Origin of the sequence: Collinsella aerofaciens (assembly GCF_028209395.1) — a bacterium.
Classification (GTDB): domain Bacteria; phylum Actinomycetota; class Coriobacteriia; order Coriobacteriales; family Coriobacteriaceae; genus Collinsella; species Collinsella aerofaciens_AZ.
Genome location: NZ_JAQLDQ010000014.1, coordinates 1 through 16,089 on the forward strand (window position 1 = coordinate 1; position 16,089 = coordinate 16,089).

15 protein-coding genes and 4 tRNA genes are annotated in these 16,089 nt (G+C 61.2%); 18 read left to right on the plus strand and 1 reads right to left on the minus strand.

Features of this window, described 5'->3' with window-relative positions:
- From PMW67_RS06450 to PMW67_RS06465, 4 genes are all read left to right on the plus strand, one after another.
- Positions 1 to 267 (plus strand): DUF3825 domain-containing protein (locus PMW67_RS06450; protein ID WP_271739181.1); only part of this gene is annotated, 267 nt, incomplete at its 5' end.
- 138 nt (positions 268 to 405) lie between these two features.
- Positions 406 to 480 (plus strand) — tRNA-Val (locus PMW67_RS06455).
- 447 nt (positions 481 to 927) lie between these two features.
- Complete coding sequence (locus PMW67_RS06460; protein ID WP_271739183.1) at positions 928 to 2,082, plus strand: hypothetical protein; 1,155 nt, start codon at positions 928 to 930, stop codon at positions 2,080 to 2,082.
- A 466-nt stretch (positions 2,083 to 2,548) separates the two neighbouring features.
- Positions 2,549 to 2,621, plus strand: a tRNA-Ala gene (locus tag PMW67_RS06465).
- A 210-nt stretch (positions 2,622 to 2,831) separates the two neighbouring features.
- Here PMW67_RS06465 and PMW67_RS06470 read toward each other — a convergent pair.
- Positions 2,832 to 2,907, minus strand: a tRNA-Ile gene (locus tag PMW67_RS06470).
- Positions 2,908 to 3,459: 552 nt separating this feature from the next.
- Between PMW67_RS06470 and PMW67_RS06475 the strand changes: the two genes are divergently transcribed.
- From PMW67_RS06475 to PMW67_RS06540, 14 genes are all read left to right on the plus strand, one after another.
- Positions 3,460 to 3,532: transfer RNA gene (locus PMW67_RS06475), tRNA-Ala, on the plus strand.
- Positions 3,533 to 3,606: 74 nt separating this feature from the next.
- Positions 3,607 to 5,640: an ABC-F family ATP-binding cassette domain-containing protein gene (locus PMW67_RS06480; protein ID WP_271739185.1), complete on the plus strand. Its 2,034-nt coding sequence runs from the start codon at positions 3,607 to 3,609 to the stop codon at positions 5,638 to 5,640.
- A complete protein-coding gene (locus tag PMW67_RS06485; protein ID WP_164473297.1) occupies positions 5,627 to 5,923 on the plus strand; it encodes a hypothetical protein in 297 nt (98 codons plus the stop codon). Before PMW67_RS06480 ends, PMW67_RS06485 begins: the two co-directional genes overlap by 14 nt.
- Before the next feature lie 9 nt (positions 5,924 to 5,932).
- Positions 5,933 to 6,616, plus strand: a complete 684-nt coding sequence (locus PMW67_RS06490) for a site-2 protease family protein (RefSeq protein WP_117564781.1) — start codon at positions 5,933 to 5,935, stop codon at positions 6,614 to 6,616.
- A gap of 84 nt (positions 6,617 to 6,700) precedes the next feature.
- Positions 6,701 to 7,510: a segregation and condensation protein A gene (locus tag PMW67_RS06495; protein WP_271739187.1), complete on the plus strand. Its 810-nt coding sequence runs from the start codon at positions 6,701 to 6,703 to the stop codon at positions 7,508 to 7,510.
- Between the two features lie 11 nt (positions 7,511 to 7,521).
- Positions 7,522 to 8,250, plus strand: coding sequence for an SMC-Scp complex subunit ScpB (gene scpB, locus PMW67_RS06500; protein ID WP_117803200.1), 729 nt, complete (start codon positions 7,522 to 7,524; stop codon positions 8,248 to 8,250).
- Entirely contained in the window at positions 8,237 to 9,214 is a 978-nt protein-coding gene (locus tag PMW67_RS06505) for a pseudouridine synthase (protein ID WP_271739188.1), read from the plus strand. The genes scpB and PMW67_RS06505 overlap by 14 nt, the downstream gene beginning before the upstream one ends.
- 66 nt (positions 9,215 to 9,280) lie before the next feature.
- Complete coding sequence (cmk, locus tag PMW67_RS06510; protein ID WP_271739189.1) at positions 9,281 to 9,967, plus strand: (d)CMP kinase; 687 nt, start codon at positions 9,281 to 9,283, stop codon at positions 9,965 to 9,967.
- Between the two features lie 3 nt (positions 9,968 to 9,970).
- Positions 9,971 to 10,699, plus strand: coding sequence for a lysophospholipid acyltransferase family protein (locus PMW67_RS06515; protein ID WP_117779046.1), 729 nt, complete (start codon positions 9,971 to 9,973; stop codon positions 10,697 to 10,699).
- 2 nt (positions 10,700 to 10,701) lie between these two features.
- Positions 10,702 to 11,601 (plus strand): 4-hydroxy-3-methylbut-2-enyl diphosphate reductase, encoded by a 900-nt coding sequence (locus PMW67_RS06520; RefSeq protein ID WP_271739191.1) that lies wholly within the window; start codon positions 10,702 to 10,704, stop codon positions 11,599 to 11,601.
- 2 nt (positions 11,602 to 11,603) lie between these two features.
- Complete coding sequence (locus PMW67_RS06525; RefSeq protein ID WP_117654758.1) at positions 11,604 to 13,046, plus strand: DUF512 domain-containing protein; 1,443 nt, start codon at positions 11,604 to 11,606, stop codon at positions 13,044 to 13,046.
- A 10-nt stretch (positions 13,047 to 13,056) separates the two neighbouring features.
- Positions 13,057 to 14,391 (plus strand): ribosome biogenesis GTPase Der, encoded by a 1,335-nt coding sequence (der, locus tag PMW67_RS06530; protein ID WP_271739192.1) that lies wholly within the window; start codon positions 13,057 to 13,059, stop codon positions 14,389 to 14,391.
- Positions 14,384 to 15,067 carry a glycerol-3-phosphate 1-O-acyltransferase PlsY gene (plsY, locus tag PMW67_RS06535; protein WP_271739193.1) on the plus strand — a complete coding sequence of 228 codons (684 nt, stop codon included), beginning with the start codon at positions 14,384 to 14,386 and terminating at the stop codon, positions 15,065 to 15,067. The genes der and plsY overlap by 8 nt, the downstream gene beginning before the upstream one ends.
- 9 nt (positions 15,068 to 15,076) lie before the next feature.
- Positions 15,077 to 16,084 (plus strand): NAD(P)H-dependent glycerol-3-phosphate dehydrogenase, encoded by a 1,008-nt coding sequence (locus PMW67_RS06540; RefSeq protein WP_055250142.1) that lies wholly within the window; start codon positions 15,077 to 15,079, stop codon positions 16,082 to 16,084.
- Positions 16,085 to 16,089: the final 5 nt, after the last annotated feature.

Genomic DNA, 16,089 nt, shown 5'->3' on the forward strand with positions numbered 1-16,089 from the left:
TGTCGCAGCCCCGACCCGCGGTCACGAGCGGGGGCTCCTGTCGTTTCCGTGCCCCTGGATTGGGTCATAGTGTCTGTGCCGCAGTTCTACGGCGGCCGGATCCAGCTGCTCTTGCCGCTGTGCCTGACCGGCGACAAGCCCGAGCTGGCGCTGACCATCCAGCGCGAGGACGGTTTCTACGCAGCGCGTACCTGTCTCACGCTCGACATGGCTTACAACAACGCGCGACTTATCTGCCGTCCTGAGACTTCGTGGATCAAGCGATAAAGGGCTGTTGAACTGGTGGTTTGTCGCGTACCCTGATTGCGGTTGCGCGGTTTGCTCCCACGAATTTAAAATCGAGGGCAAAAAGTTCTTGGTAAACCGCGCGTGGCTATGTTAGTATCTCTTTTGCCGAAAGGCGACGGGCGATTGGCTCAGGGGTAGAGCATATCCTTCACACGGATGGGGTCACAAGTTCGAATCTTGTATCGCCCACCATCTAAAGCACAGGTCAGAGGTGTTAAGCCTCTGGCCTTTTTCTATTTGACACCAAGGGTGACACCAAAACTGACACCAAATTTTCGATTTTTATTAGCATGGGGTCCTATTTTTTATTGATCGCAAACCCTTCATAGTTCCTACATATTGAATATAATTTTCGTTCGTTGACCAACTATAGAGTGACGTCGTCGAACATTTTGAAAATGGTTCACGCGCTCTTTCAATGAAATCTTTGCATGATTCATACGCAATTGTGGAGAAAAAGACCACTGGCTCACAGCTCGTACCAGCACATTCACGCCTCGTGACAACCTTTCAACACATCCCATCCATTTTTTGGTCAGCGTTTGGTCAGCTTCCGGTACTTACCCGCATGATGCCCCAGTAGATAATCGTCCACGACCACAACCGCATGGCCTACGGCCGATACCAGGGGAGGCGCAAATGGACGAAATCGTCTGCGCAAACACCGCATTCCGCTATTGGCGCTGCCCACCGCAGGTGCGCGACCTCTACCCGCGCATACCCAGCTCCGATGACGGCTGGCGAGCCCTATCCCAAGCCCCTTTCGTAACCGACGTCCTCAAGACGCCAGTCATCACAGCAGCATCAACACGAAGCAACCTGCATTCCGAGACAAGACGGACCATCCGATGGAACAGCGCCTATACAGAGAAAGTTTCCATCGACACGGGTATGGGCTTTAGCGTCACAGACCCTCTTAATACGCTATTCACCATGACTCGAAGCGTTTCTTCATGCGACTTGGTTCTGGCTATGTACGAGTTTTGCGGATGGTTCTCGGTTTTTAAACCATCGCCCGCGGTCGACATGGCACTTGAGCAGGCTAAATCAGAAGAAGAGCAGTACACCACAGAAAGTCTGTTTGAACTAGACGAAACACAAGACGAGGCCCCATGGAAGCGAGTCTATGCTCAGAAGCACCAGAAGGATAGTGATAATAATCAAAGTGGGCAGCAGGATAACGGATCCGGAAATAAAGCTAACGGAAAGGGCACATCGCTCTGGATGAGAAAGCCTCTTATTGAAATAGAAGAACTGCACAGATTTGCAGCGAAGGTTAGGGACGGGATGTGGGGAAAGCAATTCTACGAAGCTGCACAGCAGGTAATGGGTATTGCTGCATCCCCGCTAGAAGTTGCTGGAATAATGTTGCTAAGTCGTCCGAGGCGTGCTGGCGGAGCGGAGTTTAAATACATATACGTCAACGACTTAACACCGCTGTCGAATTCAGCTCGGAAAATCGCAGGTCAGAAAGTCTGTTACGGCGATATCGTCATCGTAAACCCAATAAAAATGAAGGCTGTGATTATCGAACTTCAAGGAGAGGTTATCCATGGATCGGGCGCTGTGCTTGACCACGATGCCTCTCGAATGACAGCATTGCAAAGCATGGGATACGACGTATTTCTTGTAACTCATGACATGCTCAATGATCACGAACAGCTTGATGCCATCATTCACAGTGTGTGTAAGCGATTGGAGTTGCGCTACAAGCCAAAAACCGAGGGGATGAGATGTGCTGAGACCAGATTGAGCGCAAACGTTCTGTGCAATTGGCTTGGTATTGGTAAGTAATAATGGCCTAGTGAGCATTTTTAATACTTTATATGCTGCCAGTAATTAAGTCCCATTTTAAAACAATGCCGGTTTACTACGTTGGATTGAGGGTGGCTGAACACACCGAATTCGCCGCTCGTAAAACCGCAGGTAGATTGCCTGCCCGTTTTGCGAAAGCAGGCGTGAGGTCGGAAATCCGGGAATCGTCGTAGTAAACCGGTCCGTTTATGAAGCGACCAGCTGGCGCGAGCTGCGCACGATTCAGTAAATTGACCCGAAGGCGCGGAGAGGGGCTCAGACGAAACCCTCCCGCGGAAGCACCGCGAATTGCTTTGTTCTGGCCGGCGGCACCTGGGGCGCGCCCCGCGGGCTATTTCGGGCATCGTGTGTCTCTTCGTCCTCGTGCCTGTTCTACGCGCCGCAGAATATTTCCAAAATTGTCCTTGCATCGTGGTCCGAGTTCCCGTATAGTACTTTTTCGCACGGGGGCGTAGCTCAGCTGGGAGAGCGCTTGACTGGCAGTCAAGAGGTCAGGGGTTCGATCCCCCTCGTCTCCACCCGAGCATTGAATGAGGCTCCAACGCAAGTTGGGGCCTTTTTTCATATCTAACGATTGACGCCATGTGTTGGTTGGGTAGCATCTTGGCGACATTCCCATTGTTAATTACGAATATGAATGTTAATAACTTTACGTCTCTGGATGGCAAAGCTAGTTTGCAGCGCTAATAACAAAGAGGCCGGGCGTAATGCCCGGCCTCAAAATACTCTGGTGGGCCCTCCGGGATTCGAACCCAGAACCCAGGGATTATGAGTCCCCTGCGCTAACCGTTGCGCCAAGAGCCCTTATGAACGGTGAATGCAATTCTAATAAAGGCATCTAAGGCCTAATTTCTTCGCTTCACGTCGAGAAATACTACCATGCACGAGCAAGTCGCACAACGCAAGATCAAGTCCAATGCTAAACAACAACCAATCTAGGCGCGTCGCAGAAAAGACGCGTTTTAGAAAAAGTTAAGGCCATTAATTCAGGGCTCCAACACATTTTGCCGCGAAATCAAGCTGATATCATTTCAAAACACCGCCAGTTTACTACGACTGATCGGCGACTCCCGAGCACCGCGTGTTCCCCGTTTGCAAAACCGCAGGTAGGGAGCCCGACGGTTGCGTGAAAAGGCGTGCGTGGTCGAACATTCCTGATTCATCGTAGTAAACCGGCATAGTTCTGAGGCGCAGAGGAGGGGCGGTTCGCAATCGGGCCCGATAATGGGACTGGCGGAGCACGGGAAACCCGGTTGAGCGGGCGGGTCGTGTTTCGCCTGCGCCGGCACGGGCGAAAGTTTTTCCAAAAATGTCCTTGCATCGCCGTCCGAGTTCCCGTATAGTACTTCTTCGCACGGGGGCGTAGCTCAGCTGGGAGAGCGCTTGACTGGCAGTCAAGAGGTCAGGGGTTCGATCCCCCTCGTCTCCACCCGAGCATTGAATGAGGCTCCAACGCAAGTTGGGGCCTTTTTTCATATAGCACACAAGGTCAAAGGCGGCACCATGATCCTCCTGGTCGACAAGATCGAAAAAAGCTTCGGCGCACGCGTCCTCTTTAGCGGCGCGTCCTTCCAGATCAACCCCGGCGAGCGCTTTGCGCTCGTGGGCCCCAACGGCGCCGGCAAAACCACCATGCTCAAAATCATCATGGGCATCGACAGCCCCGATGCCGGCCAGGTCCAGTACGCAAAGGACTGCCAGGTGGGCTACCTAGAGCAGGAAACAAACCTGGAGCACAAGGACACTACCATCCTCGCCGAGGTCATGGCCGCCGCCAAGGAAATTCGCCGCATGGGCGAGCGCGCCAACGAGCTGCAGGCCCAGATCACCGAGCTCTCCGAGCAGGGAAAAGACGTCGACGCACTCCTCAACGAGTACGGCCATGTCCAGGACCGCTTTGAGCACCTGGGCGGCTACGAGCTCGAGAGCAACGCCCGCAAGATCCTGTCCGGCCTGGGCTTTAAGGTCACCGACTTTGAGCGCCCGTGCTCCGAGTTCTCCGGCGGCTGGCAGATGCGTATTGCGCTGGCAAAGCTCTTCCTGCGTCACCCCGACCTGCTGCTTCTGGACGAGCCCACCAACCACCTGGACCTCGAGAGCGTCCAGTGGCTGCGCGGCTTTATCGCCAACTACGACGGCGCCGTCCTCATCGTCAGCCACGACCGCGCCTTTATGGACGCCTGCGTCGACCACGTCGCCGCGCTCGAAAACCGTCGCGTGACCACTTACACCGGCAACTACAGCAGCTACCTCAAGCAGCGCGAGGACAACCTTGAGCAGATGCGCGCCAAGCGCGCCGCCCAGGAGCGCGACATCGCCCACATGCAGGTCTTCGTCGACAAGTTCCGCTACAAGCCCACCAAGGCCGCCCAGGCCCAGGAGCGCATCCGCAAGATCGAGCAGATCAAAAAGGAGCTTGTCATCCTACCCGAGGGCCACAAGCACATCGACTTTAAGTTCCCCGACCCGCCGCGCTCCGGCGACATGGTCGTGGGCCTGGAGGGCGTCTCCAAGTCCTACGGCAACAAGCACATCTACAGCGACATCGACCTCAAGCTCTACCGCGGCGAGCACGTGGCGCTCGTCGGCCCCAACGGCGCCGGCAAGTCCACGCTCATGAAGATCATCGCCGGACTGGAGCCGCCCACCACCGGCACCCGCGACCTGGGCACCAACGTGGGCGTGGCCTATTACGCCCAGCACGCGCTCGAGGGCATGACCGAGTCCAACACCGTCCTGCAAGAGATCGACACCGTCACGCCCAAGTGGACCGTGCCGCAGCAGCGCAGCCTACTGGGCGCCTTCCTGTTTAGCGACAACGATTCCATCGAAAAGCAGGTGCGCGTCCTTTCCGGCGGTGAAAAGGCGCGCTTGGCCCTGGCTAAGATGCTCGTGGCCCCCGAGGCACTTCTGTGCCTGGACGAGCCCACCAACCACCTAGACATCGACTCGGTGGACATGCTCGAGAACGCCCTGCAAAACTTCCCCGGCACCATCGTGCTGATCAGCCACGACGAGCACCTGGTGCGCGCCGTGGCCAACCGCGTCATCGACATCCGCGACGGACAAGTCACGGTCTACGACGGCGACTACGACTACTACCTCTACAAGCGCGAGGACCTCGCAGCCCGCGCCGCCGCCGAGGCGTCCACGGAGAGCGCGCCGGCCACGACCAAGTCCGCCAAGGCCAGCGCCGCCCAGGCCGACACCCCCGTCGCCGCCCCCAAGCCTGCCGAGGGCAAAAAGACCAAGGAGCAAAAGCGCGCCGAGGCCCAAGCCCGCGCTGCGCTCAACAAAAAGCTCAAGGGCGTGCGTAACCAGCTCAAGAAGATCGAGACGGAGCTCGACAAAAAGCGCGCCCGCTATGACGAGCTTATGGAATTGATGGCGAGCGAAGAGCTTTATGCCGATCAAGACAAGTTCAACGCCGCGCTGGGGGAATATAACGGCCTTAAGCAAGAGCTACCCAAGCTCGAGGACGAATGGCTGGAGCTTTCCACCCAGATCGAAGAGGAGACCGCGCGTGAACTCTCGTAAGGCCGCTGCCGTGGCGATGAGCATCATCGCCATCGCCTGTCGCATCTGCGGCATCTTTATGAGCGCGATGACCGTGCTGCTGTGCTTTAGCGGCCTCACCGCCAAGTTGCAGATTGTGGGCTTCGTCGTCGAGCTTTCGCGCGCACTGCCGAGCGCCATCGCCGGCTACGGCGTCATCACATCGCCCTTTGGCGGCGTGTTCCGCTTGGATTACGCCATCGTGGCCGTCATCCTGTTTGTGGCCGACTACCTGCTCACGCGCGCCTCGCGTCGCGTCCGCTAGGGGAGCGCCATGTCCAGCAGCTACCTCATGAACCTGCTAGCCAGCGCCGTCGCCGTCATCGTGGGCATCGTGATCCACGAGAGCGCACACGCCGCCGCGGCCTGGGCACTCGGCGATAAGACGGCCCGTTCGCGCGGACGCGTCTCACTCAACCCGCTCAACCATATCGACCCGTTTGGCACCATCATCCTGCCGCTGCTCATGCTTGCCGCCGGCGGCCCGGTGTTCGCCTTCGCCAAACCCGTGCCCGTGTACCTCAACAACCTCAAACACCCCAAGCGTGATGAGGTCCTGGTGAGCGCAGCCGGCCCCGCATCGAATATCGCGCTCGCATGCCTGGCCGCAGCCCTCATGCACGCTGCATACGGCAACCTCTACGCCAGCATGTCCTTTGCCGTGGCGACGCAAATCATGAACTTCGGCGCCACCTTTATCGTGGTCAACCTGTCGCTTGCGTTCTTTAACCTCATTCCGATTCCGCCGCTTGACGGCTCGTCGATTATCGTGCCGTTCCTCAAAGGCAAGGCGCTCTCCACCTACTACCAGCTGCAGCGATACGCCATGCCCATACTCATCATTGTGCTGTATCTGCTGCCCATGTGGACTGGCATCGACGTGATCGGCCGCTATTTCGACGTTACCGTGTATCCGTTGGCCGAGTGGCTGCTCAACTTCGCAATCGCCGGCATCTAAGGTAAACTTACAGGTCGACCGTGCAAAACGGTCGCAACATGCACCCAAACCGCGCCGCGAAGGCGCCGTCAAAGGAGGTCGAAGATGTCGTATCGCGTGTCGACGCAGGTCTACAGCGGACCGTTCGACCTGCTGCTGCAGCTGGTAACCCGCCAAAAAGTTGATATCGGCGCCATCTCGATCAGCGAGGTGGCCGAGCAATACCTGGCCGAGGCCGAGCGTATCGAGGCGCTGGACCTGGACGTGGCGAGCGACTTTTTGCTGGTCGCGGCAACTCTTTTGGACATTAAGGCAGCCTCGCTGGTACCCCAGGAGGCCCCGCGCAAGACAGGCGACGGTGACGAGGACGACGAAGACCTCGAGGAACTCAGTGCGCTCGACGGCGACGCCCTGCGCGAAGTCCTGATCCAGCGCCTGATCGCCTACAAGCAGTTTAAAGGCGCGGCTGCGGCCCTCGGTGCCCGCATGCAGGCCGAAAGCCGCATGCACCCGCGTGTGGCCGGCCCCGATCCTGAGTTCCTTGGCCTTATGCCCGACTACCTGGCCGGCATTACTCTGCGCGGTCTAGCCGTCATCTGCGCCGACCTGGATGGCAAGCGACAGACCTTCCTGCTCGAGGCCGAGCACGTGGCGCCGCATCGCGTACCGCTCGACTTGACCGTGGCCTCAGTCGACCGCTTTACCATGACGCACCAAACCTGCACCTTCCGCGAGCTACTGGACGGCGATGCCACCACCGAGCAGCTCGTCGTCACCTTCCTAGCTATGCTTGAGCTCGCCAAGCGCGGCTCGCTCACGCTGAGCCAGGACGAGATCTTTGGAACCATCCGCATCAACCGCGTCGAGGGCGCCGAGGCCTATGTGCCCGGCGAGGGCCCCGAGCTCACCGAATAGGAGCCGCAACCATGTCAACCCTTTCCACGCTGGAGGCAAACAGCCTCAAAGGCGCCCTCGAGGCGCTGCTGCTGGTGTCGAGCGACCCCGTGAGCGCACCCGCGCTGGCAGGTGCGTTGGATATCGCCCCGGGCGAATGCGCGTCGCTGCTCGCCGAGCTCAAGGTTGAGTATGAGGAGGCCAACCGCGGCTTTCAGCTGCGCGAGGTCGCCGGCGGCTGGCGCCTGTTTACTCACCCCGCCTACCACGACGTGGTCGAGGCCTACGTGCTGAGCTGGGACACGCAAAAGCTGTCGCAAGCGGCGCTCGAAACACTGGCCGTCATAGCATACCACCAGCCCGTGACGCGCGAGGTGGTCAAAGGCATCCGCGGCGTCAATTCTGACGGCGTCATCGCGTCGCTCGTGGACAAAGGTCTGGTGCGCGAGCTCGGACGCGACCCCCAGCGCAGTCAGGCCATCATCTACGGCACGACCAACGCCTTCTTGGAAAAGTTCGGCCTGCGCTCCACCCGCGACCTGCCCGACCTGGAGCAGTTTGCCCCCGACGAGCAGTCGCGTCAGTTTATCCGCGAACGCCTGAGCGGCCGCAGCATTCAGTCCACGCTCGAGGAGCAGGCCGAGGACCTGGACGAGGAGCGCGAACTGCTCGATACCGATGTTGACGATGTTGAGGCAATCGAGGACTTGGAGACCCTGGTCGTCGACGAGACCTCGGAGGATTTGCATGACGAGGATTAACGAAGTAGGGGAGACGCGCGCCGGCGCTGCGGTACCCAACGCGGATACGCACGAGTCCGACGCCCAGCCCGTCTATCCGCACACCATGCGCCTGCAGCGCTTTTTGGCGCGCGCGGGCGTGGCGAGCCGCCGCGGGTCGGAAGACCTGATGACTGCCGGCCGCGTGACCGTCAACGGCCAGGTCGCGACCGAACTGGGTACCAAGGTCGACGTCGACCGCGACCATATCGAGGTCGACGGCATGCCCGTCAAGCTCAACCAGGGCGCCGTGTACTTGATGCTCTACAAGCCGACCGGCTACCTCACCACCATGAGCGACCCGCAGGAGCGCCCTTGCGTGGCCGACCTGGTCCCCCGCGACCGCTTTCCGGGACTATTCCCGGTGGGCCGCCTGGACCGAGACACCACAGGCCTTTTGCTCTTTACCACCGATGGCGACCTGTCGCAGGATCTGCTGCACCCCAGCAAGCATGTCTATAAGACCTACCAGGCGCTCGTGGACGGCCACCTGACCGATCGCGACTTAGAACCACTCCGCCGCGGCATCGAACTCGACGACGGCCTGTGCCAGCCGGCGATCTGCCGCGTCATCAACGCGCGCGAGGCAGAGGCCGTGGCTCCGCAAGGCGTCAAGCCCGGCACCACCGCCGTGGAGGTCATCATCCGCGAGGGGCGCAAAAACCAGGTCAAGCGCATGCTGAGCAAGATTCACCATCCGGTAATCCGCCTGCATCGCTGCAACTTTGCCGGCCTGGAGCTCAAGGACGTGGCCAAGGGCTCGTGGCGCGAGCTCACCGACCGCGAGGTACAGGTCCTCAAGGCCGGCGGCATCCCGCCTAAGCAGGCGAGCGCCAAGCGCAACGGCGGCAAGCCCCAAGACACGCCCGCCAGCCGCACGCGTCACCACGGCAGCCACGGCTCCGCACCCAAGCGCAACACCTACCGCGAGCGCTACACAGGCTAGGCAACCCGCCGCGCCCCTGCCCCCGCGAACCATACCAGCACGTCAACCATCGAAAGGAAGCATTGCATGATCGTTGCCATCGACGGCCCCGCCGGTTCCGGCAAATCCACCATCGCCAAGGAGATCGCCCGCCAGCTGGGCTTTAACAAGCTCGACACGGGCGCCATGTATCGCGCCGTCACCTTCGCCGCGCTCGACCGCGGCATCGATCTGAACGACGAGACGGCCATCGACGCCCTCGCCGAGCAGATCGAGATTCGCTTTACCAACGGCACCGGCGAGGATACGCGCCTGACCATTGACGGCCAGGACGCTTCGGCCGCCATTCGTACCCCGCAGGTCGACGCCAACGTGTCCAAGGTCTCGGCCTACCCGGGCGTGCGCGCCGCCATGCTCATTCACCAGCGCCGCGCCGCCGAGGACCGCGATATCGTGGCCGAGGGTCGCGACATCGGAACCGTCGTGTTCCCCAACGCGCAGGTCAAGGTCTTCCTGACCGCCGACCCGCGCGAGCGCGCCCGTCGTCGCGTGCTGCAACGCCACCAAAACGACGCTCAGCCGCTCAGCACAGATCAGCTCGAGACCGAGGTCGACGAAACCCTCGACGCCCTCAAGCAGCGCGACAAACTCGACAGCAGCCGCGAGGTCGCCCCGCTCGTGCCCGCCGAGGACGCCGTGCACGTCGACTCCACCGCCCATACCATCGACGAGGTCGTCCGCATTATCGAGGACCTCATCAACCAAAGGAGGTAGCCCATGCGCCTGTTTAAGCAGACGCCCGAGGACTATTACAACGCCCCCTACGCAGAGTTCCCAGCGCTCATTCGCGGCACCGTCGTCGTAGTCATGGCCATCCTTTGGGCCTTCTCCAAGCTCATGTGGCGCTGGAAGGTCGAGGACGCTGACCTGCTGTTTGAGCGCCAGGACGGCCGCGGCAGCGTGGTCATCTGCAACCACACCTCGATGGCTGAGCTCTTGGCCGTGGAGACGGCGCTGTTCTTTGGCGGCCGCCGCATTCGCCCCATCTTTAAGTCCGAGTTCGCCAAGAGCAAGATCGTACGCTGGGCCTTTAGCCGCGTGGGCGGCATTCCCGTGGAGCGCGGCACCGCCGACATGAAGTGCCTGCGCGCCGCCCAGCATGCGCTGCAGCGCGGCGAGGACGTCCTGATCTTCCCCGAGGGCACGCGCATCCGCTCGCGCGAGATCAAGCCCGAGGTCCACGGCGGTTTTGCGCTCATCGCCCAGATGGGCAAGGCGCCCGTCAACCCGCTCGCCATTTGCGGCTGGTCCGACATCACGCCCGCGGGCAAAAAGCTCATGCGTCCCAAGAAGTGCTGGATTCGTGCCGGCAAGGCCGTCGCGCTTTCGGACGCGCCGGCCGGGCTTAAGCGTACGGAGCGCCTGACCTGGTTTGAGTCCGAGGCCATGAGCCGCGTATACGCCATGCGTGACGAGCTGTGCGCCGAGCATCCGGGCAGGTTCTAGCCATGAGCGAGAACGTGACGAACACCGCCGCGACTGCGTCCGACCACGCAACCGCGCCTACCATCGAGATCGCCGCCCACGCCGGCACTTGCTACGGCGTACAGCGTGCGCTCGATATGGCGCTGGCCGCTGCGCCGCAGGCAGGGGAGTGCAATCAGGTCCATACCTTGGGTCCGCTCATCCATAACCCTATCGTGGTGCGCGAGCTCGCTGAGGCAGGCGTTAGCCTGGCTGAGAACCTGGATAGCGCCGCAACCGGTACCGTGATCATCCGCGCCCACGGCGTGGTGCCGCAAGTGATCGATGCTGCCCGCGAGCGCGGCCTTACCGTGGTCGACGCCACCTGTCCCTACGTGAAGAAGGTCCATGTGGCCGCCGAGCGCCTGGTACGCGAGGGCTACCGCGTGGTAGTCGTAGGCGAGCCGGGCCATCCCGAGGTTGAGGGCATCGTGGGCCACGCCGGCAATGATGCACAGGTCGTGAGCTGTGCCGCCGACGCCACCGCCTTGTCGCTCAAGGGCAAGGTAGGCCTCGTCGTGCAAACCACCCAGACTGCGCAGAACCTCGCCGAGGTCGTGGCTGCTATCACCCCGCGCGTGCAGGAGCTGCGCGTGATCAACACCATCTGCGCCGCCACGAGTGAGCGTCAACAGGCAGCAGCCACACTTGCCAACCGCTGCGACTGCATGGTCATCGTGGGCGGCAAGAACTCGGGCAACACCCGCCGCCTGGCGCAGATTTGCGCAGACGCCTGCGAGCGCACGCATCACATCGAGGAAGCTTCCGAGCTCCAGGCCGCGTGGTTTGCCGACGCTCACCACATCGGCATCACCGCCGGAGCCTCCACCCCGCAAGAACACATCGAACGCGCCGTCACGCGCATCAAGGAGCTTTGCCGCTAACCATGGACCAGACCGTACCCGCATACGCCGCCGAGGTGGCCGATTACGGGCGCAGCCGCGACCCCGAGCCGGGTGAGGGCGCGCTCGTCAAGAACGTGCGTCCCGAATCGCCCGCGTGGGATGTGGGTATCGAGCCGGGCATGCGCGTGCTCACGGTCAACGGTGAGCAGCTTACCGACATGATTGTGTGGCTCTGGGAGGCCGACGATGATACCGTCGAGCTCGAGGTTTTCGACCCGCGCGACGGCACCGTCACCCCCGTCGAGCTCGACCGCTTTCCCGGCGAGGATTGGGGTTTGGAGTTCGATGGCCCCATCTTCGACGGCATGCGTACCTGCGTCAACGCCTGCGTGTTCTGCTTTATGACCATGCTCCCCAAGGGCGGCCGCTCCACGCTCTATATTCGCGACGACGACTATCGCCTAAGCTTTTTGCAAGGCAACTTTGTCACGCTTACGAACCTCACCGACGAGGACGTGCAAAACGTCATCCAGCGCAACATGAGTCCCATGAACGTGTCGGTCCACGCTGTGAGCCCCGACGTCCGCCGTCGTATGATGGGCCGTAACGCTCAGCGAGGCATGGACGTACTCGAGACCATCATGGCCGCCGGCATCGAGATTCACGCGCAGATTGTGCTGTGCCCCGGCATGAACGACGGCGAGGAGCTGGAAAAGACCCTGCGCTTTTGCGAGGAGCACGAGCAAATCACAAGCCTGGGCATCGTGCCGCTCGGCTTTACCAAGCATCAGAACCGTTTTAGCTGGTCCTACAGCGACAAGCCCGAGCTGGCGCGCGAGACCATTGCCATGATCCGTCCCTACCAGGACCGTGCCTTCGAGCGCTTTGGCCGCCACACCTTCCAGATGAGCGACGAGTTCTATCTGGACGCCGGCATCGATCCTCCCGAGGCGGACTTTTACGACGGTTACCCGCAGTACTACGACGGCATCGGCATGATCCGTTCGTATCTAGACGAGACCGACGACGTGCTTGCCGCCGATACCGAGCGTCTGGCCCGCGTCCGCGAGGCCATCGCCGCCCGCAGCCAGCACCTGCTGTGCCTCTCGGGCGCCAGCGCACGCGACACGGTGGCCCGCTTTGTGGAGTCGCCCCAGGGACTCGCCGGCACTGTCACGGCCATCAAGAACCGCTACTTTGGCGGCAACGTGGACGTGACCGGCCTCATCGTCGCGTGTGACATCTTGGAGCAGCTGCCCCAAGATCTGTCGGGGGTTATGCTCTTTGTGCCTAAGCTCATGTTCAACGCTGACGGCATGACGCTTGACGAGTATCATCGTGACGATTTACTCGCAAGCCTTACCAGTCGCGGCGCCGAGGTTCATGTGGTGTCGACCATGCCGCATGAGCTGCTCGATACCCTGGAGCACATCCTTGGCATTGTGCCTGCCGACTCTACTAATTCCGCTGACCCTACCCATTAAAGGAGAGCAGATGAAACCTATCGTCGCCGTCGTCGGACGCCCCAACGTGGGCAAGTCCACGCTCGTTAACCGCCTGGCCCAGACCTCGGACGCCATCGTCCACGAGTCTCGCGGCGTCACGCGCGATCGCTCATATCACACGGCCGATTGGAACGGCCGCGAGTTCACCATCGTCGACACGGGCGGTATCGAGCCGCTCAAGAGCGACGACGTCTTTGCCACGTCCATCCGCGACCAGGCGCTCGCCGCCGCCGAGGAAGCCGCCGTCATCCTGTTTGTGGTCGATGGCCGCACCGGCGTCACCGAGGAGGACGAGTCGGTCGCTCGCATGCTCAAGCGCTGCGACAAGCCGGTCTTTCTGCTGGTGAACAAGCTCGACAACCCCGATCGCGAGAACGACAGCATCTGGGAGTTCTATTCGCTCGGCATCGGTGAGCCCACGCCGCTCTCGGCCCTGCATGGTCATGGCACGGGCGACCTGCTCGACGATATCGTGGCCCTGCTTCCGGAGGAAGAGGACGAGGTCGCCGACGAGTTCCCCGATGCGCTGAACGTGGCCATCATCGGCCGCCCCAACGCCGGCAAGTCCTCGCTGTTCAACCGCATCCTAGGCGCCGACCGCTCTATCGTGTCCAACATTGCCGGCACGACGCGCGACGCCATCGACACCGTCGTGGAGCGCAACGGCAAGCACTACCGCATGGTCGACACCGCGGGCATCCGCAAGAAGAGCACCGTGTACGAGAATATCGAGTACTACTCGATGGTCCGCGGCCTGCGCGCCATCGACCGCGCCGACGTGGCGCTGCTCGTCGTCGACGCCTCCGTGGGCGTTACCGAACAGGACCAGAAGGTCATGGGTCTTGCCATCGAGCGCGGCTGTGCCATCGTTGTGCTGCTCAACAAGTGGGACCTGCTCGACGACGACCGCAAGCGCGAGGCCTGCATGGAGACCATCGACCGCCGTCTGGGCGTCATGGCTCCCTGGGCCCAGTACCTGCGCATCTCTGCCCTCACTGGCCGCAGCGTCGAGAAGATCTGGGCGATGGTCGACGCCGCCGAAAAGACGCGCTCGCAAAAGATCAGCACTTCGCGCCTCAATACGTTCCTCACCGACCTGCGCGAGTTTGGCCACACCGTGGTGGACGGCAAGCGCCGCCTGCGCATGCACTACGTGACTCAGACGGGCATCAACCCGCCGACGTTCACGTTCTTCGTCAACCACAGCGACCTGGTCAACGACACCTACCAGCGCTACGTGGAGAACCGCATGCGCTCGACTTTCGATTTTGCCGGCACGCCCATTCGACTCTTCTTTAGGAAGAAGGAACAAAAGGATGCATAATCCGATTCTGCTGACCGCCATCTGCGCCGTGGTCTCGTTCTTTATCGGGGCGATTCCGTTTGGCCTGATCCTGGGCCGCGTGTTCAACCACACGGACATTCGCAAGGCGGGTTCCGGCAACATCGGCACCACCAACGCGCTGCGCGTGGCCGGCCCCAAGGTGGCCGCGCTCACGCTGCTGCTCGACTGCCTTAAGGGCGCCATCTGCGTCCTTATCGCCCGTCCGCTTATCGCCGACATGGGCTATGGTTTTCCGCAGAACATCATGGCGCCTGGAGCCCCCGGCGACTGGATGCTCGGCGTCATTTGCCTGGCAGCTGTATGGGGCCATATCTTCTCGCCCTACCTCAACTTCCATGGCGGCAAGGGTATCGCCGTTGGTCTGGGCGTGATCCTTGCCTGGTACTGGCCCATTGGCCTGTCGCTACTGGGCATGTTTATCGTGGCCGTCGCCATCACCAAGTATGTGTCGGTGGGCTCACTCGCCGCTGCCATCGGTCTTCCCATCGCCGCTTGCGCGGTCTTTCCGTACAGCAGCCTGGGCCTCAAGTTTTGCATGGCGATGATCGGCATCACCGTAGTGTGGGCCCATCGCTCGAATATCCAAAAGCTCATGGCCGGTAAGGAGTCCAAGCTCTCGTTTACCAAGCGCGTCACCGAGCCCGACGATAAGTAGGAGAGAGTCATGAATGTTGCGCTGATTGGCTCCGGCTCCTGGGGAACCGCCGTCGCCGGCCTCGCCGCCGAGCGAGCCGAGCGCGTGACCATGTGGGCCCATAGCGAGCAGACGGCCACCGGCATCAATGCCGAGCACCGCAATCCCCGGTATCTGGTGGACTACGAGCTGCCCGGCAACGTTGTCGCCGCCACGGACCTGTCGCAGGCGCTCGACGGCGCCGAGGCCATCATCTTTGCCGTGCCCTCCACGCACCTGCGCAGCGTATGCCATCAGGCAGCACCCTTCATCGCCGCCGACACCCCGGCACTCTGCCTCACCAAGGGTATTGAGCCCGAATCCGGCCTGCTTATGAGTGAGGTAATCGCCAGTGAGATCGGCAACGAGTCGCGTGTCGCGGCGCTCTCGGGCCCCAACCATGCCGAGGAGATCTGCCGCGGCGGGCTTTCTGCCGCCGTCATCGCCAGCAATGATCCACAGGTAGGGGAGACCTTTAAGGACCTGCTCCTATCCACGGCCTTCCGCATCTACCTGTCGCAGGACATGACCGGCGTCGAGGTTTGCGGCGCCATGAAAAATGTCATCGCCATCGTGTGCGGCATTTCCGCCGGTTCTGGTGCGGGCGACAACACGCTTGCCCTTATCATGACGCGCGGCCTGGCCGAGATCAGCCGTCTGGTGCACGCCCGCGGCGGTCAAGCCATGACCTGCATGGGTCTTGCCGGCATGGGTGACCTCATTGCCACCTGCACCTCCGAGCATTCGCGCAACCGCACCTTTGGCTACGAGTTTGCCCACGGCATCTCGCTCGACGAGTACCAGGCACGTACGCATATGGTGGTCGAGGGCGCCGTCGCGGCCCGCAGCGTCAGTGAGCTTGCCCGTTCACTGGGCGTAGACATTCCGCTCACCTTTGCCGTGGAGCAAACGCTCTACAACGGTGTTACTTTGGATAGGGCGCTCGAGATTCTCACAGATCGCGTCCCTTCTCAAGAGTTCTACGGACTCACCGACTAGCGCAG

Excerpts from the sequence above, each read along its gene's own strand:
- PMW67_RS06460 (WP_271739183.1), top strand. The coding sequence starts at position 928 with ATGGACGAAATCGTCTGCGCAAACACCGCATTCCGCTATTGGCGCTGC.
- PMW67_RS06480 (WP_271739185.1), top strand. The coding sequence starts at position 3,607 with ATGATCCTCCTGGTCGACAAGATCGAAAAAAGCTTCGGCGCACGCGTC.
- PMW67_RS06490 (WP_117564781.1), top strand. The coding sequence starts at position 5,933 with ATGTCCAGCAGCTACCTCATGAACCTGCTAGCCAGCGCCGTCGCCGTC.
- PMW67_RS06495 (WP_271739187.1), top strand. The coding sequence starts at position 6,701 with ATGTCGTATCGCGTGTCGACGCAGGTCTACAGCGGACCGTTCGACCTG.
- scpB (WP_117803200.1), top strand. The coding sequence starts at position 7,522 with ATGTCAACCCTTTCCACGCTGGAGGCAAACAGCCTCAAAGGCGCCCTC.
- PMW67_RS06505 (WP_271739188.1), top strand. The coding sequence starts at position 8,237 with ATGACGAGGATTAACGAAGTAGGGGAGACGCGCGCCGGCGCTGCGGTA.
- cmk (WP_271739189.1), top strand. The coding sequence starts at position 9,281 with ATGATCGTTGCCATCGACGGCCCCGCCGGTTCCGGCAAATCCACCATC.
- PMW67_RS06515 (WP_117779046.1), top strand. The coding sequence starts at position 9,971 with ATGCGCCTGTTTAAGCAGACGCCCGAGGACTATTACAACGCCCCCTAC.
- PMW67_RS06520 (WP_271739191.1), top strand. The coding sequence starts at position 10,702 with ATGAGCGAGAACGTGACGAACACCGCCGCGACTGCGTCCGACCACGCA.
- PMW67_RS06525 (WP_117654758.1), top strand. The coding sequence starts at position 11,604 with ATGGACCAGACCGTACCCGCATACGCCGCCGAGGTGGCCGATTACGGG.
- der (WP_271739192.1), top strand. The coding sequence starts at position 13,057 with ATGAAACCTATCGTCGCCGTCGTCGGACGCCCCAACGTGGGCAAGTCC.
- plsY (WP_271739193.1), top strand. The coding sequence starts at position 14,384 with ATGCATAATCCGATTCTGCTGACCGCCATCTGCGCCGTGGTCTCGTTC.
- PMW67_RS06540 (WP_055250142.1), top strand. The coding sequence starts at position 15,077 with ATGAATGTTGCGCTGATTGGCTCCGGCTCCTGGGGAACCGCCGTCGCC.